Annotated in this window: 21 protein-coding genes and 1 pseudogene; 2 read left to right on the top strand and 20 right to left on the bottom strand. The window is 60.0% G+C overall.

The features are described 5' to 3' along the window. Positions 1 to 14 precede the first annotated feature (14 nt). The 15 genes and pseudogenes from fahA to IPP95_05230 form a co-directional block, all read right to left on the bottom strand. Positions 15 to 1,298 carry a fumarylacetoacetase gene (gene fahA, locus IPP95_05300; protein ID QQS73638.1) on the bottom strand — a complete coding sequence of 428 codons (1,284 nt, stop codon included), beginning with the start codon at positions 1,296 to 1,298 and terminating at the stop codon, positions 15 to 17. Between the two features lie 123 nt (positions 1,299 to 1,421). Continuing rightward, positions 1,422 to 3,020, bottom strand: a complete 1,599-nt coding sequence (locus tag IPP95_05295) for a glycosyltransferase family 39 protein (protein ID QQS73637.1) — start codon at positions 3,018 to 3,020, stop codon at positions 1,422 to 1,424. A 104-nt stretch (positions 3,021 to 3,124) separates the two neighbouring features. After that, entirely contained in the window at positions 3,125 to 3,937 is an 813-nt protein-coding gene (locus tag IPP95_05290; GenBank protein ID QQS73636.1) for a hypothetical protein, read from the bottom strand. Between the two features lie 108 nt (positions 3,938 to 4,045). Continuing rightward, the gene (locus IPP95_05285) at positions 4,046 to 5,350 is read right to left on the bottom strand and encodes a serine hydroxymethyltransferase (protein QQS73635.1); all 1,305 of its coding nucleotides are present in this window, start codon (positions 5,348 to 5,350) and stop codon (positions 4,046 to 4,048) included. Positions 5,351 to 5,439: 89 nt separating this feature from the next. Further along, the gene (locus tag IPP95_05280) at positions 5,440 to 6,372 is read right to left on the bottom strand and encodes a hypothetical protein (GenBank protein QQS73634.1); all 933 of its coding nucleotides are present in this window, start codon (positions 6,370 to 6,372) and stop codon (positions 5,440 to 5,442) included. After that, positions 6,372 to 7,841 carry an MBOAT family protein gene (locus IPP95_05275; GenBank protein ID QQS73633.1) on the bottom strand — a complete coding sequence of 490 codons (1,470 nt, stop codon included), beginning with the start codon at positions 7,839 to 7,841 and terminating at the stop codon, positions 6,372 to 6,374. Before IPP95_05275 ends, IPP95_05280 begins: the two co-directional genes overlap by 1 nt. A 245-nt stretch (positions 7,842 to 8,086) precedes the next feature. Further along, positions 8,087 to 9,082, bottom strand: coding sequence for a hypothetical protein (locus IPP95_05270; protein ID QQS73632.1), 996 nt, complete (start codon positions 9,080 to 9,082; stop codon positions 8,087 to 8,089). After that, positions 9,082 to 10,550 (bottom strand): annotated as a pseudogene (locus IPP95_05265) (MBOAT family protein). Before IPP95_05265 ends, IPP95_05270 begins: the two are co-directional and overlap by 1 nt. A 50-nt stretch (positions 10,551 to 10,600) precedes the next feature. Continuing rightward, a complete protein-coding gene (locus IPP95_05260) occupies positions 10,601 to 11,485 on the bottom strand; it encodes a sulfotransferase (GenBank protein ID QQS73631.1) in 885 nt (294 codons plus the stop codon). 121 nt (positions 11,486 to 11,606) lie between these two features. Next, the gene (locus IPP95_05255) at positions 11,607 to 12,827 is read right to left on the bottom strand and encodes a glycosyltransferase (GenBank protein QQS73630.1); all 1,221 of its coding nucleotides are present in this window, start codon (positions 12,825 to 12,827) and stop codon (positions 11,607 to 11,609) included. 3 nt (positions 12,828 to 12,830) lie between these two features. Then, positions 12,831 to 13,838 carry a glycosyltransferase family 2 protein gene (locus IPP95_05250; protein ID QQS73629.1) on the bottom strand — a complete coding sequence of 336 codons (1,008 nt, stop codon included), beginning with the start codon at positions 13,836 to 13,838 and terminating at the stop codon, positions 12,831 to 12,833. Further along, positions 13,835 to 14,851 (bottom strand): glycosyltransferase family 2 protein, encoded by a 1,017-nt coding sequence (locus IPP95_05245; protein QQS73628.1) that lies wholly within the window; start codon positions 14,849 to 14,851, stop codon positions 13,835 to 13,837. Before IPP95_05245 ends, IPP95_05250 begins: the two co-directional genes overlap by 4 nt. A gap of 85 nt (positions 14,852 to 14,936) precedes the next feature. Continuing rightward, a complete protein-coding gene (locus IPP95_05240) occupies positions 14,937 to 15,878 on the bottom strand; it encodes a hypothetical protein (protein QQS73627.1) in 942 nt (313 codons plus the stop codon). Then, a complete protein-coding gene (locus tag IPP95_05235; protein QQS73626.1) occupies positions 15,878 to 17,314 on the bottom strand; it encodes an MBOAT family protein in 1,437 nt (478 codons plus the stop codon). The genes IPP95_05240 and IPP95_05235 overlap by 1 nt, the downstream gene beginning before the upstream one ends. A gap of 636 nt (positions 17,315 to 17,950) precedes the next feature. Next, a complete protein-coding gene (locus IPP95_05230) occupies positions 17,951 to 18,277 on the bottom strand; it encodes a hypothetical protein (protein ID QQS73625.1) in 327 nt (108 codons plus the stop codon). Between the two features lie 217 nt (positions 18,278 to 18,494). On the opposite strand from IPP95_05230, the gene IPP95_05225 reads away from it, so the two are divergent. Next, positions 18,495 to 19,112, top strand: coding sequence for a fibronectin type III domain-containing protein (locus IPP95_05225; GenBank protein ID QQS73624.1), 618 nt, complete (start codon positions 18,495 to 18,497; stop codon positions 19,110 to 19,112). A gap of 679 nt (positions 19,113 to 19,791) precedes the next feature. On the opposite strand, the gene IPP95_05220 is transcribed toward IPP95_05225, so the two are convergent. From IPP95_05220 to IPP95_05200, 5 genes are all read right to left on the bottom strand, one after another. Further along, on the bottom strand, positions 19,792 to 20,919 hold the full coding sequence (locus tag IPP95_05220; protein QQS73623.1) for a glycosyltransferase: 1,128 nt from the start codon (positions 20,917 to 20,919) through the stop codon (positions 19,792 to 19,794). Beyond that, positions 20,916 to 21,170, bottom strand: a complete 255-nt coding sequence (locus IPP95_05215) for a hypothetical protein (protein ID QQS73622.1) — start codon at positions 21,168 to 21,170, stop codon at positions 20,916 to 20,918. The genes IPP95_05220 and IPP95_05215 overlap by 4 nt, the downstream gene beginning before the upstream one ends. Beyond that, positions 21,167 to 21,562, bottom strand: coding sequence for a hypothetical protein (locus IPP95_05210; GenBank protein QQS73621.1), 396 nt, complete (start codon positions 21,560 to 21,562; stop codon positions 21,167 to 21,169). Before IPP95_05210 ends, IPP95_05215 begins: the two co-directional genes overlap by 4 nt. 320 nt (positions 21,563 to 21,882) lie before the next feature. Beyond that, the gene (locus IPP95_05205; protein ID QQS73620.1) at positions 21,883 to 22,686 is read right to left on the bottom strand and encodes a hypothetical protein; all 804 of its coding nucleotides are present in this window, start codon (positions 22,684 to 22,686) and stop codon (positions 21,883 to 21,885) included. A 121-nt stretch (positions 22,687 to 22,807) separates the two neighbouring features. Continuing rightward, complete coding sequence (locus tag IPP95_05200; protein ID QQS73619.1) at positions 22,808 to 23,494, bottom strand: hypothetical protein; 687 nt, start codon at positions 23,492 to 23,494, stop codon at positions 22,808 to 22,810. A 202-nt stretch (positions 23,495 to 23,696) separates the two neighbouring features. Between IPP95_05200 and IPP95_05195 the strand changes: the two genes are divergently transcribed. Next, positions 23,697 to 24,737 (top strand): IS5 family transposase, encoded by a 1,041-nt coding sequence (locus IPP95_05195; protein ID QQS73618.1) that lies wholly within the window; start codon positions 23,697 to 23,699, stop codon positions 24,735 to 24,737. Positions 24,738 to 24,777: the final 40 nt, after the last annotated feature.

The raw sequence follows: 24,777 nt of genomic DNA, 5'->3' as shown, positions 1-24,777 counted from the left end.
ATAATGGACAACATTTACCCCGCAGGCAGGATCTCTCCGCGCACTTCGCCGAAGCCGATGCGCACACCATCGCGTTCGCCATGTCCGCGGATCACCACGGTGTCCCCGTCCTCCAGGAATTTCCGGTCGCTGCCATCCTTCAGTGTCAACGGCTTGGTACCGCGCCAAGTGAGTTCCAGCAGGCTGCCATAGCTCTCCGGCACCGGGCCGCTGATAGTGCCACTGGCCATCACGTCGCCCGCCCGCACGTTGCAGCCGTTCACCGTGTGGTGCGCCAGTTGCTGCGGCATGCTCCAGTAGAGGTACTTGAAGTTGCTGCGGCAGATCACGGTCTCTTCCCCGTTATTCGGGATAATGGAGGCCTCCAACGCGATGTCGAAGCTGTGCTCGCCGCTGGTCCGGAGGTAAGGCAGGGGCATGGGATCCTGCTTGGGAGTGGCCGTGCGGAAGGGTTCCAGCGCGTCCAACGTCACCACCCACGGGCTCATGCTGCTTCCGAAGTTCTTACCGAGGAAAGGCCCCAGAGGCACATATTCCCAGCTCTGGATGTCGCGCGCGCTCCAGTCGTTGAACAGCACCATGCCGAAGATGAAATCCTCGGCTTCATCCGCTTCGATATGCTCGCCCAGCGGCCGTCCCTCGAAGGTGATGAAGGCCGTCTCCAGTTCGATGTCCAATTGATTGGTCGGGCCGAAGACCGGTGGCTCATCGGGCTTGGGCCGCATCTGTCCCTTGGGCCGCTGGATGTCCGTACCGCTCACTACGATGGAGGAGGCGCGGCCGTGGTAGCCCACGGGCAGATGGAGCCAGTTCGGCATCAGGGCGTTGTCCGCACTGCGGAACATGGTGCCCACGTTGGTGGCGTGCTCGCGGCTGCTGTAAAAGTCGGTGTAGTCGCCAACCTCCACGGGCAGATGCATCGTCACCTCGGTCATGGGCAGTACGGCTTCATTCACCGTGTCCGTGCGTTCCTTGAGAAAGCCGTTGTCCGCACGGAAAAGCTCCATGAGGTGTCGGCGCAGTTGGCGAACTGCCGGTTTACCGTGCTTCATCAAGGGGTTCAGCACGGGAGCATCGAACACGGCCGTCTCGATGCCGAGGTCGTTCAGCAGGTCCGCCTGTGCCAAGGCCTGCAGGTCGATCACATGGTTGCCGATGCGGGTGCAGGGGCGGGCCGGGCGGCCGCTGGAACTGCAGATGCCGAAAGGGATGTTCTGGATCGGGAAGTCACTGTCGGCGGGCACATGGACCCATGAGGTCATAGCTCGGTTATTCGTGGAAGAATTTGGAACGCTCATGGCGCAAATGTCGGCATCATGGTCCGGACGGAAGCTTCAACGTGCGCAACGAAAGGCGTCCAAGGGTTTGGAACATGTCGCTCTGAAAGCGATGCGTGCTTTGCGATCAGAAACAGGGCCCGCTCAGCGCATAGCGGTGATGCGGTAGGCCTTGATGACCTTGTGGTGCGACACGCTCAGGTTCCAGGGCAATTTGCCATAGCTGGAAGTGTACATGCCGGCGTACTGCTCCACGCATAGGAAGGTGGCCGGCCCAGGGGGGCCGTCCCATGTGGCGATCGGTGCTTTCACGATGCCCGGTGCCAGATCCTGCGTGTCATAATCCTCCGGGATCACCAGAATATCGCCTACCATGGGGCGGCTCAGGTCCTGTGCATAGATCGCCATGCCGGCCTGCTCGGAATACCATTGCCAGCCCCAGTGCCCCAGGCTCCACACCGTGCCCGTGGTGCGGGCTTTCATCTCTCGGGCGATCTGCGGTGCACGATCGCGGTAGAACCCGGCGAACTCCTTGTCCGAAACGGTGAGCAGCACGCCCAACGTGGTGGTGCAGGCCACGGCTATGGCTTTTTCCCGGAAGCGTGCCGTGTCCATGGCCGGGGCGATCAGCAACAGTACCGCGGGGATGATCAACAGCACATGGCGAGTGGCCATCATCGGTGAGAAGCCGGCAAGAAAAAAGGCCAGCCCGGCCGCCCACACCGCCAAGGCCCATGCATCGGCAGTTGTCGGTGCCAAGGAGCGGGGCAGGTAGCGCACGCAGTACACCGTGGTGAGCACGCCGTTCAAGGTGAAGATCACGCGCAGGGCCTGGTCGGACCCGGCTTCGGGGATCAGACCGGTGTACACGCAGAGGCTGAACGCCAGCGCAGCGGCAATGCCAGCGACCCAAGCGGGGAACAGCCATCCGGCACGCTTGGGCACCAGCGCCCGGAGGAAGACCGGCGTAAAGGGGGCCACGGCACCAACGGCGGTGAGCAGTGCAAGGGTCCTTACGAACACACCCCGTAGTGACGGGTCGCCCGCTTTGCGTTCCAGCAGGTGGATATGCCCGAATTCCTGTAGGTTCCATAGCGACCAGGCCACGAGGAGCAGCACCGGGATCAATGTGTGCGGGAGCCTGCGCCATTCGCGGCGCAACACCAGCACCAACGGAAACACCAACAGCAACGGCGCCACGGTGTATTTGATGAACAACGCCCCCGCCAGCGTAAGACCCGCCAGCGCATAGCGGCTTCCCGTGGGCAGTATTCCAGGCACCAGCAAGAAGTTAAAGAAGAGCAATTGCATCGCCAGCAGGGGCACGTCCGTCATCACGCCCTGGTTCACCATGAAGGCCGGGCACAGCGCGAAGAGCGCGGTGAGCCACAGGGCATGGCGGGGTGCCCTATGCCGGGCCAGCCGGTGGAAGCATAGGAGGGCCAACAGGGAGAACAAGGACCGCATCATATGCATCGGACCTTCGGAATACCCGAACAAGTGCCCCGTGGCGGCCACCAAGTAGAAGAAGCCCGGCGGTTGGTTGAAGTCATGGATCGGCTCGGGGTCCTGGCCCCAGTTCACCGTGCCGGACATCGGGTGCGCGGGATGGTGTTCGATCCATTGTGCGGCCTTCAGGTGGAAGGTGTCGTCGATATGGAACGCCTTATTGAAGTCGATCGCCGTGATGGCCGCCCACAGGACCATAAGGACCGCGATGGAACGAACAGGTTGGAGGCGCATGGAAAAGACAAGATAGAACAACCGGCGCGCTCGAAAGCGGAAATGACCGTCGCGGCCGGTTTGAACGTGATCCGGACCGGATGGTTGGCAATGGCCGGATCCCTTCAGGATGCGGGCTTCCCCTTGCCGATCAACACGCCCAACACCACATTCTCCTGCACAAACCAAAAGTGCTGGCTGGCCCGGTCCTCATCCTTGCCGGTGGTGAGCACGCTTGGCAGACCGATGTAGCCCGCACGCACACTGGTACGTAGGAATACCCGATCGAGGAATAAGGCGAAAATGCCCACCTGTGCGCCCGCGCCGTAGCCCGCGAGATGGAATTTGTTGTTGATGCCTTCGCCGAACAGGCGTACGTCCGTGCGGGGGATCACCGGCCCCGCGAACAGCCCTTCCGTGAGGTACAGCCCTTGCTTGCCGTTCTTGCTCGCCCAGATGCGGTCGTAGTGGTCCGCATCCACGCACAGCAGGTTCAACCCGTCAGTGTGCTCGTAGGTGAGCAGGTCCGGGGTGAGGCGCACTTCGCCGGCCTCGCCGGAGTTGGCATAGGTGGCCGATCGCTCGCTGCTGATGCTGCCCGTAAGCTTCACGGCCTGATCCTGCACCATCACATACTTCATGTGGTCCAGGCCGAGCGAGAAGCTCCAACGGTCATTGAGGAACCAGCCGACGCGGTAGTTGTACTGCGGGATCCAGATGTTTTTGGGGTTGAAATAATTGTTCAATGTGAAGGCCTCGGGCTTGTCTTTGGCCGTCACATCCTTCAAGGTGAAATCGTAGTCGGTGCCGGTAAAGTGGATGTTGCTGGCGGTGAACTGCGCGCGATTATATCCCCAATAGGCGAACACGCGGTGCTTGAGGTGCGGCGCGGATTGCGCGGACACGAGCGTGGAGATGAGAAGCAGTACGGTGTACATCAAGGTCCGCCGTGCGCGACCTTGATGGGACTTGTTCCTATCAGCGTTGATCAGTCCTTCCAATGTCATTCCGATAGCGGACCAGGTCCTGTGTTCCATTCCCAACACTCACCAACCGAACAACGGCTTCAGCCGCATCATCCCGTTCACCTGGAAGCGTATCCGGTCCAGTTGTGCTTGGTCGCCTCCTCCCTTGAAAGCGCTGTCCATCAGCTCTGCGATCTGCATGCAATCCGCCTCCCGCAGGCCGCGGGTGGTCACCGCCGGGGTGCCGATGCGGATGCCGCTGGTGACGAAAGGGCTTTGCGTGTCGAAGGGTACCATGTTCTTGTTCGCCGTGATGTCCACCGCACCGAGTATGGCCTCTGCCTCTTTTCCGGTGAGGTCCTTGCTGCGCATGTCGATCAGCATGCAATGGTTGTCCGTGCCGCCGCTCACCACATCATAGCCTTTGCTCATCAGTGCTTTGGCCATGGCTGCCGCATTGGCCTTGACCCGTTCGCCGTACACCTTGAACGAGGGGTCCAGCGCCTCGCCGAAGGCCACTGCCTTGGCGGCGATCACATGCTCCAGCGGACCGCCCTGGGTACCTGGGAATACGCCGGAGTCCAAGATCGAGCTCATCATCCGCGTGGCACCTTTCGGCGTCTTCGATCCCCAAGGGTTCTCAAAGTCCTGCCCCATCATGATCAAGCCTCCGCGCGGGCCGCGCAGGGTCTTGTGCGTGGTGGTGGTGACGATGTGGCAATGGGGCAGCGGGTCGTTGAGCAGCTTGGCGGCGATGAGGCCGGCCGGGTGCGCGATATCCGCCAGCAGCAATGCGCCCACTTCGTCCGCGATGGCACGGAAACGGGCGTATTCCCAATCACGGCTGTAGGCGCTGGCCCCGCAAATGATCAGCTTGGGCTTCTCCTTGCGGGCGGTCTCGGCCACTGTATCCATGTCCACCCGGCCGGTCTCTTTGCTCACGCCATAAAAGGTGGCCCGGTACAGCTTGCCGCTGAAGTTCACCGGTGAGCCGTGGGTGAGGTGGCCGCCATGGCTGAGGTCGAAACCGAGGATGGTATCGCCCGGCTGCAGGCAGGCCAGCATCACCGCCGCGTTGGCCTGCGCGCCGCTGTGGGGCTGCACGTTCGCCCAAGCCGCGCCGAAGAGCTTCTTCACCCGCTCGATGGCCAGGTTCTCCGCCATGTCCACGAATTCGCAACCGCCGTAATAGCGCTTGCCGGGAAGGCCTTCCGCGTATTTGTTCGTCAGCACCGAACCCATGGCTTCCAACACTTGGTTGCTCACGTAGTTCTCGCTGGCGATCATCTCCAGTCCCTTGGTCTGTCGCCAACGTTCCTGCTCGATGATGTCGAAGATCGCGGCGTCGCGCGTGAGGGTGGAGCCGGTGGCCTGTGTCGGTTGCATGGTCTTGGATTGAAGCGGCAAAAGTAGGCCCGGCCATGGGACGGTGGCCCGGTGGGCCGAAAGTGAGGTCTATCGTTGGCCAAACGGGTTCAAGGCTTCCGCAGATAGCCCAACGATCCCAGAGAGTCCACCAGATGCCCGGTGAAGATCTGCGCCCCCGCGTCGTTCAAGTGGCTCAGGTCCGCGAAGTTGTTCAGGTCGTCGATCCCCGGCTCGAACGTATAGTCGATGTACGGGATGCCGGTCCCCGCCAGAGTGCTGTCGATGAAGGCGGCGAACTTGGCGTGGCGCGTCCGGTTCCAAGCGGCACGGCCGTAGTGGCTGCTCACCACCATGCGGATACCGCGCTCCCGGCACAGCTCCACGCACTGGGCAAAGTACCGGCGTTGCATGGGTGAGATCTGGATCGTGGTGTCGTTGTAGATTCCCTCGGCCTTTTTCACGCTGTCCGTATTGTACGCATAACCAAGACCGTGATAGTCCAGGTCCTCGTAGTAATCGCCCATGTTCGGATTGGTGAACCGGAGGGTCAACATGTTCAACGCGCGCAGGTCGCGGAGCCCCCATGCCATCCGGATGGCCACGGCGGCACCGGGCACGTTCTGGGTGAGGTCCGAGGTGCTCTCCAGGCCGTCCTTGATGAAGTTGTTGTCATAGACGTCCATGATCAGCAAGCCCGTGTTGCTGCTATTGAGATAGGCTTGGATCAAGTAATAACTGTTCATGGGCGATTGGGAACTGGACCCCAGATTGAACGCACTGTACCCGCGCGCCTCGAACACGTGGGGATCATAGCCCCGATGGGCATGCGAGGAACCCATGATGATCACATCATGCCTGACCGCGGGGTCGAACTCTTGAAAACGGTGCCAGGAGATCCCTCCACGTGGTTTGTAATAATCAGCCGTGCGGAAGATCAGCGGCATGCCCTTCACCTTCACTCGCGACAACACTACGAATGCCCCGATATACATGGCTGCGGATACGGCAATGAAAAGGAGGGCGTACTTGAGGAACCGCATCAGAACTGGAAGTAGATGAAGCTGGCCGAACCGAAGTAACCGAAGATCAGGATGCCCGCCACCAGCGCGGCATACAGGGATATGCCCAACAGGCCCTTGGGCAACGGCTTCTCTCCCTTGGTCCAAGCGTCGTACACCGGGTCGATCAGCACAAAGAGGATCACCAGGCCCAAGGTGGGGTCGAGCATCCGGCCGGGCACGTCACCGATCAATCGGAGCAGATCGGCCAGGGCGATAGGTGTGGAGACGAGGCGATGGACGAGCTCTTTGGCCACGCCGATGCTGTCCGCGCGGAAGAAGATCCAAGCGAAGGAGACGAGTTGGAAGGTGATGAAGACGTTGAGGGCACGCTTGAGCTCAGGGCGGGCGTCCAGCCCGATGAGGCCGGAGAAGCGCGCCGTCAGGGGCGCGAAGATGATCGCCAGGATGAGGTAGCCACCGTGCAGTCCGCCCCAGATCACGTAGGTCCAGTTGGCGCCGTGCCACAGCCCGCTCACCAGGAACACGATCATCAGGTTGTAGTACCAGCGCCATTTCACCACGCGGTTGCCGCCCAATGGGATGTAGAGGTAATCGCGGAACCAGCTGCTGAGGCTGATGTGCCACCGGCCCCAGAACTCGCTGATGTTGGCGCTGCGGTAGGGTGTTCGGAAGTTCACCATCAGGTTGAAGCCCATCACGCGGGCGGCGCCCAGGGCGATGTCCGTGTAACCGCTGAAGTCGCAATAGATCTGCACGGCGAAGAGGTAGGTGGCCAAGGCGATGGAAAGACTTCCGTAGTGATCGGGCGAACTATACACCTGGTCCACCACCACGGCGCACCGGTCGGCGATCACCACTTTTTTGAAGAAGCCCCAGAGCATCTGCCGGAGGCCCGCCACCACGCGATCATGGTCGAAGTCGGACCGCATGCCTACGCCCACGGTGGAGGAGTTGATCTGGTTGAGCAGGTTGCCCGGCCGCTCGATGGGCCCCGCCACTAACTGCGGGTAGAACATCACATAGAGGGCGAAGATGCCGAAGCGATGCTCGGCCTTCTGGTGCTTGCGGTACACCTCGATGGTGTAGCTGAGGCTCTGGAAAGTGTGGAAGGAGAGGCCGATGGGCAGGATGATGCCCAGGTCCGGCACGCCGTAATGGAAGCCCATGGTGCGGACCGCCGCGGCGATGCTCTCATTGAGGAAATTGAAGTACTTGAAGAACGCCAGCACGCTCACGTTCGCCACGATGCTGGCGGCGAGCAGGAGCTTTCGTTTTCTCCCTTCGTTGCGCTCGATCCAGATGCCGGCGAAGTAGTCCACCCCGATGGTGAAGCCCAGGATGAGGATGTAGACCGGCACGAAGGCCATGTAGAACCAGCAACTGGCCGCGAGCAGGACCATCCAGCGCCGGTGATGGGGCACGGTGAAGTAGAGCCCCGTCACCAAGGGGAAGAAGATGCAGAGGAACTCGAACGAGTTGAAGAGCATGGGCTTACCCGTTCATCCGGTTCTTCATGTACCCGCCGGGTGTGTTCAGCTCTGGGCACAGGGTGTGGCCGAGGTGGGACCGGCCGGTCAAGGGACCGAAAGGCCTTCGCCCGGAAAACAGGTCCCGCTGGCTCAGGGTCGAAAGGTGGTTTTCCATGCAGGCCGGCCTCATTGCATCTATCTGCTTGCGCAGTTCCGCGCCGAAAAATAGGTCTGATCCCCGTTCAAGGAAGCCGAGGCCCGCATCATCTCCGGGGCGTGCTGCTTCGCTCGACGTTCCCTGCGGCCCCGGGCGGCAAGGCCATCTGTTCGGTGTTCAGGATCCCCAAGCTCTCCAGGCTGTCCACCAAGTGCCCGGTGAAGATGCGTGCGCCGGTGGTGTTCAGGTGGCTGTCGTCAGCGAACCAATGCCGGTCATCGGTCCCGGGGTTGTCCGTATAGTCCAAGTACGGAATGCCCGTGCCAGCAAGGATGCTGTCCATGTACGCGGCGAGTACGGTATGTGCACTGCCCCTTCGGTTGAGCCTTGCGTAATGGCTGGTCACCACCAGCCGGATGCCCCGTTCGTGGCAGAGCCGGATGCAGGCTTCAAAGAAATGGCGCTGTACGGGGGAGAGCTCGATCTGCTTGCCCGGTGGCGGTGGAGCTTGTTTGTTGACGCTGTCCGGTATCGCGCAGAAGCCCAGTCCTTGGTAATAGGTGGAGGTGTAGTAGGGTTTTTCACGGCCCGTGAGCATCCGCAAGGCCATCATGTTCAGGCCCCGGAGGTCGCGGATCGCCCAGGCCATGTCCAAGGCGGCCGCGTCGCTCGGCTGGTTCTGGGTGAGGTCTGCGGTGCTTTCCAGCCCCGTGTTCGTGAATGAACCCTCGTAGACATCGTAGATCAGCATCGGGCAGTGGGCGCTGTCCAAGTACTGCTGGATGAGCGGATAGGTGTTCAGCGGGGTCTGCGCACTGGAGCCGAGGTTGAACACCTTGTGGCCGCGTTCTTGGAACACGAACGGGTCATAGCCCCGGTAGGCGTGGGAGGATCCGATGATCACCGCGTCCTGGCGCTCCTGCGGATTGAACTCCCGGAAGCGTTGCCAGGTATCGCCGCCCGGCCAATTGTAGTAGTCGCCGGTGCGGAAGATCAAGGGTTTTCCTTGGAACGGAACGTGCGCCATCACGGCGAAGGCCACGATGTACACCGCCGCCAAGGCCAGCAGGAACACGAACGCGTTCTTGATCAGCCTGCCCATCAGAACTGGAAGTAAATGAAGCTGGTGGAACCGAAATAGCCGAAGAGCAGGATCCCCGCGAGCAGCGCCACGAAGAAGGCCATGCCGGGGAGCCCTTGGGGAATGCGCCTTTCCCCCTTGATCCAAGCGTCGTACACCGGGTCGATCAGCATGAACAGCACCACCAGCACCACGGTGAGATCGAGCATGCTGCGCGGCACGTCGGCGTAGAGGCGCGCGAGGTCGGCCAGGGCGATAGGTGTGGAGACGAGGCGATGGACGAGCTCTTTGGCCACGCCGATGCTGTCCGCGCGGAAGAAGATCCAAGCGAAGGAGACGAGTTGGAAGGTGATGAAGACGTTGAGGGCACGCTTGAGCTCAGGGCGGGCGTCCAGCCCGATGAGGCCGGAGAAGCGCGCCGTCAGGGGCGCGAAGATGATCGCCAGGATGAGGTAGCCACCGTGCAGTCCGCCCCAGATCACGTAGGTCCAGTTGGCGCCGTGCCACAGCCCGCTCACCAGGAACACGATCATCAGGTTGTAGTACCAGCGCCATTTCACCACGCGGTTGCCGCCCAATGGGATGTAGAGGTAATCGCGGAACCAGCTGCTGAGGCTGATGTGCCACCGGCCCCAGAACTCGCTGATGTTGGCGCTACGGTATGGGGTGCGGAAGTTCACCATCAGGTTGAAGCCCATCACGCGGGCGGCGCCCAGGGCGATGTCCGTGTAACCGCTGAAGTCGCAATAGATCTGCACGGCGAAGAGGTAGGTGGCCAAGGCGATGGAAAGACTGCCGTAGTGATCGGGCGAACTATACACCTGGTCCACCACCACGGCGCACCGGTCGGCGATCACCCACTTTTGAAGAAGCCCCAGAGCATCTGCCGGAGGCCCGCCACCACGCGATCGTGGTCGAAGTCGGACCGCATGCCTACGCCCACGGTGGAGGAGTTGATCTGGTTGAGCAGGTTGCCCGGCCGCTCGATGGGCCCCGCCACTAACTGCGGGTAGAACATCACATAGAGGGCGAAGATGCCGAAGCGGTGTTCGGCCTTCTGGTGCTTGCGGTACACCTCGATGGTGTAGCTGAGGCTCTGGAAAGTGTGGAAGGAGAGGCCGATGGGCAGGATGATGCCCAGGTCCGGCACGCCGTAATGGAAGCCCATGGTGCGGACCGCCGCGGCGATGCTCTCATTGAGGAAATTGAAGTACTTGAAGAACGCCAGCACGCTCACGTTCGCCACGATGCTGGCGGCGAGCAGGAGCTTTCGTTTTCTCCCTTCGTTGCGCTCGATCCAGATGCCGGCGAAGTAGTCCACCCCGATGGTGAAGCCCAGGATGAGGATGTAGACGGGCACAAAGGCCATGTAGAACCAGCAACTGGCCGCCAGCAGGACCATCCAGCGCCGGTGATGGGGCACGGTGAAGTAGAGCCCCGTCACCAAGGGGAAGAAGATGCAGAGGAACTCGAACGAGTTGAAGAGCATGGAGCAGTGACTTCACAGTGGATCACCCGGTCCGGCGGGGAGGTCCGGATCTATTCGGGCCTGGTATCATGTTGACGTGAACCGGGGCGTTGCATGCCGTTGTCCGTCCACCAAGCGGTGAGGTCGCGGTCCATCAGGGTTTCCAAGGCAAGGATGTCGCCCTCCAAATTGCGCAGCGTGGCCTCCTTCCAGAACGGGCTCATCACAGGCTTTTCCTTGAAGGTGCGCTTTTGTTCCTGAGTGATCATCCGCCAGACCTTTTCCCGGTATCTGGAGGGTGTGGCTTTCTTCAGCAACCGCGCCCAGGCAGGTGGGTCATCAAACTTCACGTGCGACTTTCCCTCACCGACGCTTTTATGGCTGTGTTTGGCCGGGGCCGTGGGGAAGAGTGCCGGGTCGATGCCGATGTGGCGCGCCACCCGCTCCAAGGTCTCCCCTTGTTTGTGGATCAGGTCGGAGAACTCGAGGATCAGGATCTGCTCGCGCCCAAAATGCTCCACATAAGGCAATACCTGTGCGTGGTACCTTGAAACATTGGTCAATAAAGGCATCCTGAGCATGGCTTCCTCGAAACCAAGGTCCACATACCCCCGCTGATAAATGTGCATGTAATGGGAAACGATGCGGGCCACCGGATCGCGGACCAGGTAGATGAAACGGAGTTCCGGGGAATAGGCGTGCAACAGCTTCCAAACGTCCCTTTTGAAGTTGGGGTGGAACGTGTAGCTGGTGGAGGCTTCCATGTATACCGCGCCTTCCCACTGCGGGAACAGCGCATGGTATTCGTCCAGGCCCTGCAAGGGATCCGGATGTTTGCTGAAATGGTCCGGCTCCTTCTTTGCGCAGAACGAAACCTGCGGATGGGCCTTGAGAAGGTCGGCGAGGGTAGTGGTGCTGCATTTCATCGCACCGATCACCATGGCGTTCACGTGCATCGGCCAAATGTATCCGGCATGGAACGACATTCGTGCCGACCAAAGGCAACGTCCAGTGTGTTGAAGTGGGCTTGGGGGCGCATCCGGTCGTGCTCAGCAGTGGGGAAGGTCGTGCATAAACCTACATCAGTTGCTTCAGTAGGCCGCCATAGACCTCCGAGGCCTTGAATTTCGAGGCCCAGAAGGCGCGGACGCGGTCCCGTGCCAATGCGCCGTACTTGTCCGAGCGTTTGAAACGGTCCAGCGTTTCCCCAAGCTGTTCCGCGCTCAATGCGTTGGGCAGCAGCACACCCGTGGCCTCGTTCACGATCTCACGGACACCGCCGGCATCAGCGGCCACCAGCGGGATGCCGAAGCTCGCCGCTTCCTGCAGGGCCACCGGTGCGCCGCCCTCGGTGTAACTGGCATGCACGAACACGTCCACCGGGTTGGTCTTGTACCATGCGATCACTTCCGCGTTCGGCCTGCTGCCCATCAGGTCCACCTTGATGTTGGGCGGTAAGGTCTTCACCGCGACCTCCACACGGGCACGTTCCGGGCCATCACCGAAATGTGTCCAATGAACAGGGCCTTGCACATGGTGCAAAGCCTCCGCGATCAAAGGCACACGCTTCAGCTCCACGAAATTGGAGCAGGAGACGATCCTCAATTCCTCCGCGGGCCCCCAGGGGCCAAGACCATTGTCCGTAGTGGCCAGATACGAGATGCTGAACTTCTCAGTGACCTCCGGGAAGCGCTCATGCATGTGGGCCAGACCAGCTTCGGCGATCACGAAGACATGTTCCACCTGCCCCACATGGAAAGCTTGGAAACGCTGCCAGTGGCCGGGTGCGCGGTGGTCGAACATGTCGAAGCCCATCATGCGGCTCACGAAACGTACACGGGGATCACGCAGCTTCCACAGCCCCAGTACCGTGGCCCAGTCACTGGTCCAGTAGGAGTAGAGGCGTATGCGGCTCGGATCGTACTGCGCGGCTATGCGTACATGTAACAGCCGTTCACGCTCCAGCGCTTGCCAAAGCTGGCTCTGGAATCTGGCCCGGTGCTTTGCAAAGACCTCCGGCGACGGTGCGGAACGCTTGCCTTGCATCCACACCTTCAGCACCCGCGGCAAGCCCATCAGTATGCGCCACTTGGCGAGAGGGCGATAAGCCTCCTCCTCGCTGAACAGGCGTTCCACCTCCACGCCGGGGGGCAGCGGACGTTGCTCGCCGCCAGGCAGCAGCGGGAACAACCGGACCCGTTCAAAGCCCTGCGCCAGGATGGGAAGTTCATTCTCTAAGAACGCCTCCCCATGTCCAAAGGGGAAGCGGATGGTGAACAGCCAGAGTTCCTTCATCATGGTTCAGCCGTTGGGAAGCTTGCCTCGGAGGGCGTTCACGCGGTATTTCAGCGCGTAGGTCAGCTGGGCCACGGTCCGTCCTGAGTTGAGGCGAAGATGCGCCAAAGCAACGGAAAGGCCATAGCGGGGCAGGTAGTGGAAGAGTTTGTTCCATTGTTGTTCCACCCGCTCGGCGAAGGCTTTCCGAGGAGCGAAACCCTGCTCCGCGTTCAACGCCAGCAACCGGTCATACCAACGGCGTAGCGCCCGCACCCGTGCCACGGTCGGCTTCACTTTGAAGATGGTGGAACCCATCAGGTGAAGGTCCAGTTCCTCCTCGTTCAAGGGGATGCCCAAGGCATGGAACGCCTGCTGTTGCAGCCATGTGAAGTTGGCGACCTTGTCACTGCCATGGCCGATGTTCTGTGGCCCACGACGGTAGCGCACGAGCACTTCCGGCAAATTGGCGAACCGCGTGTGCGGGGCCATGCGCAGCCAGAAAAGCCAGTCCTCCCCGATGCGCGGCCAAGCGGGGTCGAAATGAAGCTGTTGCGCCAAGAGCACACTGCGCCGAAGGATGGAAGCGGGCTGGGCCACCGGTACACCGAAGAGCAGCTCGGCGGCGCAACGGTCTGCGTCCAAGGGGAAGATCCACGGCTGATCCTCGGCACCGAAGAGCTGCAATTGACCGCCGCTGGCGCCCACTTCGGGATGTGCGTCCATGAAGGCCGTTTGCAACGCGATCCGCTCAGGCACTGCGATGTCATCCGCGTCCATGCGTACGATGTACTCTCCGAGGGCGGCGTCCATGCCGGCATTGGCCGCCCGGCCTGGGCCGACGTTCTCCGGCAGTTCCAGGATCCGCAGGCGGGGGTCGTTGATGGAGCGCAGCACCGCCACACTGCCATCGGTGCTCATGTCGTCCACGCAGATCAGTTCAAGGTCCTTGTACGTTCCATGCAAGATGCTCTCCACCGCTTCACGCAGGAAGTCCGCCTTGTTGTACACGGGCATCACAACGCTCACCTTCATCGCTTGCGGCCGGTCCAGCGGTTCAAGGTGGCTTTCACCAGATAGGTCGAACGCGACATCGGCCAGCTGCCGGAAAGCCGCATATGGGTCAGCCCGGCGCCGAGGTCATGGTCCGCGAAGTGATGGAAGAGCCGTATCCAGCGGCGTTCCAGCTCAGCCTCGAAGAGGTCCTCCGGGAATAAGCGCCGTTCCCGGTTCATGGCCGCCAAGCGACGGGTCCACGAGCGTAGCTCCACTACGTGCCGGGCCGTGAACGGGACGCGGAACAGGTCATGGAGCGCCAGTTGCAGTTCCAATTCGGGGTCCGTCATCGGCAGGCTGAAAATGCGGAACACTTCCTTGATGATCCTCCGCTTGTCCTCCGCGGGGTCCCGTTCATGCCGCATGTTATTGCTGCCCATTCGATAGTGTAGTAGCGCCTCGGGGAGGTTGGCGTATCGCGTATATTGGGCGAACCGGACCGTGAACAGATAGTCCATGCCAGGATGCCGCCATGCGGGATCGCAGCGCAAGGCATGGTTTGCCAGCAGAGAGCGGCGCATTATGGACGAACCATAGAGAACCGGGTCGCCGAAGAGCAGCTTTGCGCGGCATTCCGCATCCGTTGTCGGCCAGCGCGCGACCGGACCACTCCGGCCCAGAACCTGGTAGGCGGTCCCGGAGATGCCGACCTCTGGATGTGTGTCCATAAAGGCCACCTGCTTGGCCAGCCGCTCCGGATGGGCAATGTCGTCCGCATCCAGCACCGCCACATATTCGCCACGCGCTGCATCATAGCCACGGTTCGCCGCTGCGGCACGGCCCGTGTTCACGGGGCTTTCCAGGAGACGGATGCGCGGGTCGGCGATGGACCTCACCACTTCCAACCCGCCGTCCGTGCTGGCATCGTCCACCACCAAAAGCTCCAAGTCCGTGAACGTGTTATCCAGGATGCTCTGTACCGCCTCCGCCACGAAGGGAGCCTTGTTGTACAAGGTCATCAGCACGGTGACTTTCGCTGGGGCAGTGGGCATCGGTCGCGAATGTAGCCATTCAGTAAGATCCCATGGCCTCCAGCAGGCCATCTGCAAGGCATACGGCCCCTCGTTTGCGCCTCCGCTATTTCCGCAGCTCTTTCAACAACTCCTCGCCGATGAGCTGCGAGACCTTCGCGCCGGATGCCGGGGTCATGTGGTTCCCGTCTACAAAGCTCCACTTGGCATCATCCGGGGGGATCACGAGATAGGGGACATCCTCGCTTTCGGCCAAGCTTTCCATGATCGGGTCGAAGTCCGGCATATAGAGCTCCTCGCTCGCATAAATGGCCGAGTGGGCCGGGAGCCGCACCAAGAGCACGGTGCCATGCTGTTTGAGCAGGTCGATCGTTTTGCGGAGGTATGCCATGCGCCGCACAGAAAGGGTATCCGTTGCTAGGTGATGGTCCAAGTAGAACCGGGCCTTCCCCTCTACCCGCTTGGCCACCTCCTCTGGGGAGAGGTCCACCTGCACCTCTAACCATCCGTCCTCGTGGAGTTCCAATTGGCCGGAACGCTGGCCGCGTGCGGGGGCCAGGATGGTAAGGAAGGGATAGGGGTATTCATGCAGCAGATATTCCACGTTGGGGTACATGTTCACGCACCACATCCGCGCTACGAACGAGCGATCTTGGTCCCGTTGCTCTTCTTCTGCTTCGGTCATCGTTTTGTGCCGGGAAATATTCCAAGGGTCCACCGAGACCACAAAAACGCCATCCCGGGAGTCGGGGTCCAGTTTTTTCCGGATGCTTTCGTAATAGGCTTTTCCGAAATTCGACTTGTACAGCGCGAAGCTGTAGTTGAACACCTTCCCGTGCCAGCCCCCTGCGTGCAGCACGCTATCCAGCACTTGGGGATGGATGCCCTGCGCGGACCGGGAATCACCCACGATCAAGCTGCCTTGCCGGGGCGTGGTGAAGCGCAGGTAGTAGGGGTCCGTCCTCCCATCGGCGCGGTAGACCGTGGCGATGAACACCGCCAGCGGCAGGACCATGAACAGGGCAAAGGTCTTCAGAAAGGCCCGCATCAGAACTGGAAGTAGATGAATTGCTCGCCCTCGCCAAAATAGCGGAAGATCACGAACAGGATGAAATAATAAAGCCCCCAACGGAATACGCGCGGCCAACGCGCACCGATGGTCTGCAGGCCGTACTTCCCGTGCCGGCCGAGCCATTCCACCACCACGAAGAAGCCAATGGCCCAAGTGAGCCACGGTAGGTATTTGGCAGGGAAGGAAAAAAGCGACATGGACAACATGCCACCCAGATAGCTGAACGCATGGGCCAGGTCATCGGCGCGGAAGAACACCCAGGCCAAAGTGACCAACGTGAAGGTGACGGTCATCCCGGCCAGCTCCCGCAACGTGGGCAGGAGGCGGTCCTGGGCCACGGTGCCCATGTGGCTACGGTTGGAGCCGGAGAGGAGCAGCGGCAGGAAGAACAGCGCGTGCAGGCCTCCCCAGGCTATGAAGGTCCAGTTGGCCCCGTGCCAGAAGCCGCTCACCAGAAAGATGATGAAGGTGTTGCGCACCTTCATCCAAGTGCCGCCGCGGCTGCCGCCCAAGGGGATGTAGAGGTAATCGCGGAACCAAGTGGAGAGGCTGATGTGCCAGCGCCGCCAGAATTCGGCGATGTCCCGCGAGAAGTAGGGGAAATTGAAGTTCTGCAGCAGTTCGATCCCCAGCATGCGGGCCACCCCGAGGGCGATGTCCGAATAGCCGGAGAAGTCGCCGTAGATCTGAAGGGAGAAGAGCAGTACCCCGTAGAGCAGCGTGCTGCCGCCGAGATCCTCCTGGCCGGCAAAAATGGCGTTCACGATCGGCGCCGCGTTGTCGGCGATCACCGCTTTCTTGAACAAGCCCCAGAGCACCTGCTTACAGCCGTCCACCATTTGCGCGCGGTTGAACTGCCGGGGGCGTTGCAATTGCGGCAACAGGTGGGACGCCCGCTCAATGGGACCCGCCACCAGCAAGGGGAAGAAGCCCACGAAGAGCGCATAGTCGAAGGGGTCGCGGGTGGGTTGGATCCGATCGTAATAGATGTCGATCACATAGGAGAGGCCATGGAAGGTGTAGAAGGAGATGCCTACCGGAAGCACCACGGAGAGGAAGACAGGGTGCGCATCAAGGCCGAAGCGACCCACGAGTTCCGCGAAGCTCTCCGCGAAGAAATTGTAGTATTTGAAGACGCCCAGAAAGCCCAGGTTGATCCCGATGCTCACGGTCAACCAGAAGCGCTTTCCCTTGCGCGTGGGCGTGCGGTGGATCTGTAGGCCACTGAAATAGTCCAGTGCCGTGGAGAAGATCAGGAGGAAGAGGAAGCGCCAGTCCCAGCAGGCGTAGAAGTAGTAGCTGGCCACCAGCAGCATCACGTTCTGCAAGCGCAACGACTTGCGCGTGGCGAACCAGTACAGCACGAAGATCAGTATAAAGAAGAGCCCGAACTGGAGGGTGTTGAAGAGCATCCTGAGATCTTCAAAGACCGCTTCGAGGGGTGATGCTTCTCGCGGTATGCACGCGCAAAGGGACGGAGATCAAATGCATTCCCGTCAGCTCCTGTTTCCTGCTGGCTGCTCCGAAAGCATGCGCCAGTGCGGGTATGGTAGATAAGTTCATTGGTGCCAGAGCGGCGGGATCGTGGCGAAAATAGCCGACCCGATTCAAACGACACCGGTGAACGCCCCGAACTGACCCTTTTCTGGGATGTCGGAGCGTGCTGGCCAATGTACCCAATTCCACCCCGGGCGCTCTGCAGCCTAGATGGACGGGATGGATCATGTGAATAAGTCGCACACGCCCGGTCTTCGTTCCTCCGTCCTTTGTACCTGCATGAGAAGGTTTTACCCCCGAAATAGCCCAAAACGGAGGCCTATTTGTCGTTTGAACCCCCCCTGCTCACCGGATTTCTTCGCAGCCATGGAACCGATCCCTACCGACCAGCGAATTGACACAGCCCTTCAAAAATTAAATGGCAACTCCTCGATCGTCCTTTTTCGACCCCTCCCAAGGCGGGTGCTTTGCCCACCGAAAATGAGAGCAAGTAGATCACATACCCGGCCTGTTATGGAAGCTGGTGTCTTAGCCGACGGGCAGGCATGGGCTCACTCCGGGTCAACATCGAACATGGGGCGAAAACCGGTTGGGTCACAAGCGAAGTGCATTGAATGGATCGCTCGTTCCATTCGATCACTCCGTGGTTGGGTCGAGAACGATGCTGATCCGATCGGATCAGTGCCGAATTCAATTGAATTCGATGCTGTTTCAACCGGTTTCGGAACGAAACCGGTTGAAACGATCGCGTTTTTGATCAGCATAGCATCCATTTCGATCGGATCCATCCTTGATCGGATCCAATTCATCCTGATGTTCATGCATTCCGATGCTGATCGGATCCATTCAACATCGGTTCCGGTCGGTTCAGCGGCCATTCCGAGGTTGAGACAGGCGATCATATGGACCTGGGGTCGCGCTTCAGCGTTGTCGCGGCCAACCCCCGCACGAGCGCGCCCCCCGCCGCCACTGCTCATTCCACGCCCCCGGCCACCGCCGTACGGGCACACCTTACCTGCAAGTAAGCGAACGATCCGCACCCGAATTCATGGGCCTTGGTGCAGCCCGACAACAGCAAAGAAAAACTACTCAGCAATGGGTAAACTAGCCAAGTACCTCGATCGGCTCAACGCCACCCAAGTGGTGGACAAGAGCAAGTTCATAGAAGGACGGATGAAAGACAATCCGGCCTTCCCTTTACCTGAACCCGCCTTGGCGGACATCGCCGCAGCGCGTGCGAACCTCGAGGCCGCCATCACGGCGGCCATGGACGGGGGGCGCACAGCCACGGCCATCCGACGGGCGCGGACCAAGGAATTGAAGTTGATGTTGAGCCAATTGGCCGGCTACGTGACCTCCCTCGCGGAGGGCAACACCCTGGCCATCCTCAGCAGCGGCTTCGACGTGCAACGCACCCCGGTGCCATCGGGTGAACTATCAGCACCACCGGACCTACAGGCTTCCATCAGCGCCTTCGCGGGCCGGGTGGACCTGCGCTGGAGACCGGTGCAGCATGCCGCAGCCTACCAGATCCACCGCAACGGGACCGATCCCGCTGACGCTGCGGCCTGGCAATTGGCGGGCACGAGCACCAAGGCCAGCTTCAAGGTGACCGGCCTAACGCCCGCAAGTATCACATGGTTCCGGGTGAGCGCCGTGGGCACCGCCGGTATCGGACCGGTGAGCGAAGTGGCCCACAGCCTAGTGAAGTAGCCCGGTGCGGCCGGGTTCTCTGAAGGATCCCCCGGCACGCTCCGAAGCCACGTAACATACCACCTCAAGAACGGCGGCCCTGCGAAAGTAGGGCCGCCGTTGCGTTCGGGGTAATGGTAGCACTTTCAGATCTCCTAGAACAATACTCATTTCGATACTGGTTTCCCCTCCTTTTTTAAGGAGGGGGCAGGGGTGGTGCATTCCGAGAGCGTTCTAAACTCATCGGCTTAATTTGGTTGCATGGCTGAACCACCCCCAACCCCTCCTTGAAGGAAGGAGGGGAGCCCGACCCTCATGCACCGATACTCATTTCGATAGTGGTTTCCCCTCCTTTTTTAAGGAGGGGGCAGGGGTGGTGCATTTGCTCGAGATCGGATGGTCGTCTGGCTGAACACCCCCGATCCCTCCTTGTCTTTCTCGACTAGCGCTCGAAATGACAAGGAGGGGAGACGACCGTCTAACACGACTCTCACTTCGATACCGGTTTCCCCTCCTTGGTTAAGGAGGGGCTAGGGGTGGTGCATTTGCTCGAGGCTATATGATTGAATGCCTGAACCACCCCCGACCCCTCCTTGAAGGAAGGAGGGGAGAACGACTCTCACTGAACCACCCCCAACTCCTCCTTGTCTTTCTCGACTAGCGCTCGAAATGACAAGGAGGGGAGCACTACCCTCGCTCCTTAACCGCCAGCAGCCACCTGCTCCAACAGCGATTGCAGCACCCCGATACGATCCTCCACGCGGTGGTGCGCTAGTACGTATGCTCTGCCCGCTTGCCCCATCGAAGCTGCTTGCTCCGGGTGGTCGATCAGCTGCACGAGATGGTCTGCCATGGCATCGATATCGTATTCAGCGCTCAGCAGCCCCCGTTCGCCATGCGCCACCACATCGGGAATGCCGGCATGATAGGTCGAAACCACGGGAAGTCCGGTGGCCATAGCCTCCAGCACTGCTAAGGGTGTGCCTTCCATGTCGTGCTCGCCCGTGGTGAGGCTGTGCTGCACGAACGCTCGTGCCCCGCGTAGGCGTTCTGCCACTTGCTCCGGCGGCAGCACGCCCGGCAGGTCAACGACATCCTCCATGCCGTAACTCTGAACGAGTTGGCGCACGCCTTCCCACAAAGGGCCGGTACCTACCATGGTGAGCCGTGCATCCGGGCGTTGCCGCCAAGCTTCCCGGAAGGCCAACAAGGTGAGCTGCGGTGCTTTTTTATCGGTGAAGCGGCCCACGGCCACAAAGTGCGGCAGGTTCGCTGCCGGGTCGCCGGAAGTGAAACGCTCTGTATCCGTGCCGTAAACGATGTAGTGCAGCCGCTCGCGGGGCGCACCCAGTGCCAGCATCTGCTGCTCCATGGCGCGGCTCACCACCACAATGGCGGCCGCCGCATAGAATAGCCGCTTGTAGTTGCCGTAGCGTTCCAGCGGCGCTTTCTTGTGCGCGTCGTAACCGTGGAAATGCGCTACCAAGGGCACACCGGCGGCGCGGGCGCTTTTGATCAGTTCTTCCGCGGTGGGGCCATATTCCGCCAGCAGCACATCGGTCCGGTGGTGGCGTAGTTCCTTCGTGATCCGCTCACGCAGCAGGATCGCATTACTCTTCTTCCGGACCCGCTGCTCGAACACATTGACCAGCCTGCCGCTGAGGCTCCTCGGCGTGAGCATGGGCGCACCGTTCGCCGTATACGGCAAGGAACCGTCCGAAAGCACCAGCACAACTTCCTTCAATCGCTCCAAATGGGCAGCGATAAAGGTCTCGCTCCAAGTGTCGCGGGACGGGGTGGCGATGGCGATGCGGAGAAGAGAGTTCATGCAGTTGGTATTCGGGCAGCTCCGGCCAAACCCGTGATCATCGGGTTGGACATGGAATCCGGAATACGGTCACCCTTCAGCAAATACCCCACGAGCGGCGGTGACAGGTTGGGGAACAATTTGCTGTCCCTTGGCAACATGGGGTTCCGCATCGACCAGTGGGCAGGCATTTGGGCCAAGCTGGCGCTCCAGCCGCCCCAAGGGGGCAACGTCACATCCCCGAAGCCCGCGTTATTCAGCGGTAGCTTCATCGCGAAAGGGGTGTATCGGTATTCATCGTGGGGAACGTCAAGCAAGGGCCCCGGAAAAGGTACGGTGAGGAATAGTAGGCCACCGGGCCGCAATACGCGGCGGACCTCGCAGAACACCGCCGCTGGATCCGGCAAGCCTCCAGCAGTTCGGTGGCCATTGTGCTGTCCACATGCTCATCTTCCAAGTCCATGCCCACATGGTGCTCCTCGCGGATAGACTCTGCGGTGATGAGGGACCGGTATGGTTGCACGCCGCTGCCAATGCTCAAGAATGTGCTGTGAAAGTGGTGGGGTTGCGCGGGCAAAGCATGCAGAACGGTGCTCCGCGCGATGTAACGGTCCTGGATGTCCAGCGACAGCTTCGGGTTCAGAAAGGCTTCGTGTTGGGGCATGGTAGTCGTTCACGGCGAAAGTATCCGGTTTTCCGGCAAGGAGAAAAGAATGCGGACGGAGTCCCTGGCGGAACGGATGGAATACAAAGGCTCAAGGTCTTCACTTTATGCACTTCCTCCTATACATTCCGGTGAACGGCTCAGGATGGCAAGAGGCTTGCGGGTACTTCGATGAACCTCGAACGGATGGCCAAACGAGAAGTGCTTGCCAGTAGGGCTGATGCCGCCGGAGTGAGATTTTTCGAGGTACCCTTGAGGCCACAAGCAAGCCCCGGTCCACCTGAGGTCTATCAGAAACCTCAGAAAAAGACGGCGCCTTGCTAAGGCCTGCCGGATTCATCCATTCCTCGGAAGTGCGTACGCAGAAAAGTCCGGAACCTCTCCATGTTGTCATCCGGCAGGTCTGCGGTATGAAGCTCGAGAATGGGTATTCCCAGGCTGGTGATGAAAGAAGACCGTTCAGCATAAGTATCCTCCAGTGATCGGTGCATCTCCATCAATTCCTCATCGGATAGCCCTACATGCCGAGGATTGATCACACCGGTTCGGCTTTCGCGATCCCGTATTTGCCGGGCTATGGTCTCCGGTGCGCCATGGCATAGCACGATGGCCCTGTTCCGGGTTATGGCCCTGACCTGTGCCTCCGCTTCGGTTTCGGCTTGCAGGGCCATCAGGCAGTCACCGAAATTGTGGAACAATCCTTCATCGGAAACAACCATGGATTGGGTGTTGTGCGAGAATTGGAGGATATCCTCCTTGAGGTTGCGGAAGAAATAGTTCATGTAGAAATCCAGGTCCCGGAAACTTGGATCCCTCTTGGCCACAAACTCCCATTTCCGCTTGATGATGCGTTTGTAAATCGCGGGTACCTCTTTGGTTAATTTCCGGTCGGGCAAGGTGCCTAGGAATTCGTCGATCCCGATCCATGTGTCCTTGTCCGTGCGGTGTTGCTTGAACGCGTTGTACAACGTGCTTTTACCAACTCCGGACGGTCCGATGAATTCGATGTAGACCGGTTGGTCCCGAATGGCCCCCCGGTGCTGCGGTCTCTCTTCCGGTTTGGGCCGCATTTTAGCCAACCGGTAGCCGAACACGGAAAATAGCCGTTTAATGATCCATTTCATTATGATCGGTTGGCGTACGGGAGAGTTTCTTGTTCGTCCAGGACAGCACTACGGCTCGCGGGGGTCCGTTATCCCAAGCAGGACCATGGACTTCACATTCCCCAAAATGCGAGGCTATCGGCTAACCACCCAGGATCATCTTGACCCGACGGACCAGACGGTGTGCAACGCTCCTGTTCTGCACCGGAGCTTTCGCCTTGGCCGGCTCCTGCTCTTGCTCTTGGGGCGTCATGACCCCTTCTATGTCCATGTAGGAAGGATGTTCCGTGTCCCAATAATAAAGGTTGCCGAACCGGGTCGTGGTATAAAGATTGGGATGGATCCCGTCCAGCATCTCCACGAAATCAGAATAGGCGATCCCTTTTGAATCGGGGATTTGGGGGTTGTCATAGGTCGCAGGTACCAGAATGATCGCCTTTTTCGCTATACGCATGACTTCCAGAGTGCATTCTTTCTGGAAGGGTGTCAAGTGCTGGAATACCCGCAAGGCCACGAAGAGGCCGTATTCCTTGTCCTTCACCGGCCATGGAAGATGGCGTGCATCATGTACCAGGTCGGGGTTCTTGCCGGGAAAGTCCCACTTCTCCACATAGTCCATCGACCGTCCATTCTTCACGCACTGTACGCCCATCGTACCCATCTCCAGGATGTCCTTGCCCTCATCCAGCCCCAAGGCCTGGATCAAATGGATGACCCGTGCATGATAGTCCCAGCGGGCCGTGATCGTGTGCGGCGTCCAGTGGCCGCCTTCTAGGGCTTTCACCTTTTGGGCGTACTCATCGAGAGTGAGATAGTCAGGAATTGGCATTTTGTTCGGTTGCTGGGATGGGGTTCAAGGTCGGCAAAAATAGGTGAGTCTGGTTTAAATCGGAGATGCGACATAGAGGACCACCATCGAGGCTTCCCGGTGCCGCCCGATGGCACCACCATCAGGGTAGTTCGAAGAACCTGTTGACAACTCAGCGGTTTGGGATCTTGACAAATTGAACTGCGATCGATCTCTTTGGGGCATGAAGAAGCGACCCTCGCGCAGCCTGTTTGATGAGCAGTTCAAGCACCAAAAGTTGGAGCAGATCAACGATGTGTTGCCGCGCCTGTCGCGGATGATCCGGTGGGAGGCATTTCGTGTGCAACTGGATTCGGCTTTCCCGGTGCGAGACCCGAAGAAGGGAGGACAGCCACGTTACGACCGTGTGATGATGTTCAAGGCCATCGTGCTGATGGAACTCTATGGGTTGAGTGCTGAAGCCTTGGAATACCAGATCAACGACCGCGCGAGTTTTCAGCGTTTCCTGGGCTTGGAGCCACAGCATCAAGTACCTGATTCCACCACGGTCCGACTCTTCGCCGAACACCTTACCAAGGCCAAGGCGATGGAGCAGCTCTTTGCCGCCTACCATGCTCGGCTAAGCGCGGCGAACCTGGTGGTCAATGAAGGCAAGATCGTTGATGCCAGCATGGTACATGCGCCCATCCAGCACAATGGGCGGGATGACCGGGAGAAGTTGGAGAACGGGGAGGTCCCGGAGAACTGGTCCTCGCGCAAAAAGGCACAAAAGGACCTGGATGCCGATTGGACCAAGAAGCACGGCAAGAGTTACCATGGCTACAAGAACCACGTGAAGGTGGACGCGGGAAGCAAGGTCATTGACCATTACGTGGTGACGCCTGCATCGGTGAGCGATGGCAAGATGGCTTGGGAACTGCTGGATGAGGCCGATCACGGACAAAGCTTCTACGGGGACAAGGGCTATGATTGGCAGGACGTGAAGGACGGGATCGCATTGGCCCAGATGAAGGACTGCGTGCTCAAGCAGCCCCGCAAGAACAAGCCGCTCAGCGAACAGGACAAGCAACGCAACAAGGAACTAAGCCGTGTCCGCGCACGGGTTGAGCACGTCTTCGGCAGCATGAACAAGCAACTGCACGGACTCAGCGTGCGGTGCATCGGCTTGGAGCGTGCAACCTTCCGCGTGGGGCTCACCAACCTGTGCTACAACTTCCTGCGCTCCTTGCATCTCATACCTGGATCAACCGTGGGGATCGTGTGACCTGACGAATCGAAATGGGCCTGAAACACGGCCTGAAAAC

The organism is Flavobacteriales bacterium, assembly GCA_016700415.1.
GTDB lineage: Bacteria > Bacteroidota > Bacteroidia > Flavobacteriales_F > PHOS-HE28 > PHOS-HE28.
Note: the sequence above shows the minus strand (reverse complement) of the source record. Positions and strands in the feature narration are given on the sequence as shown.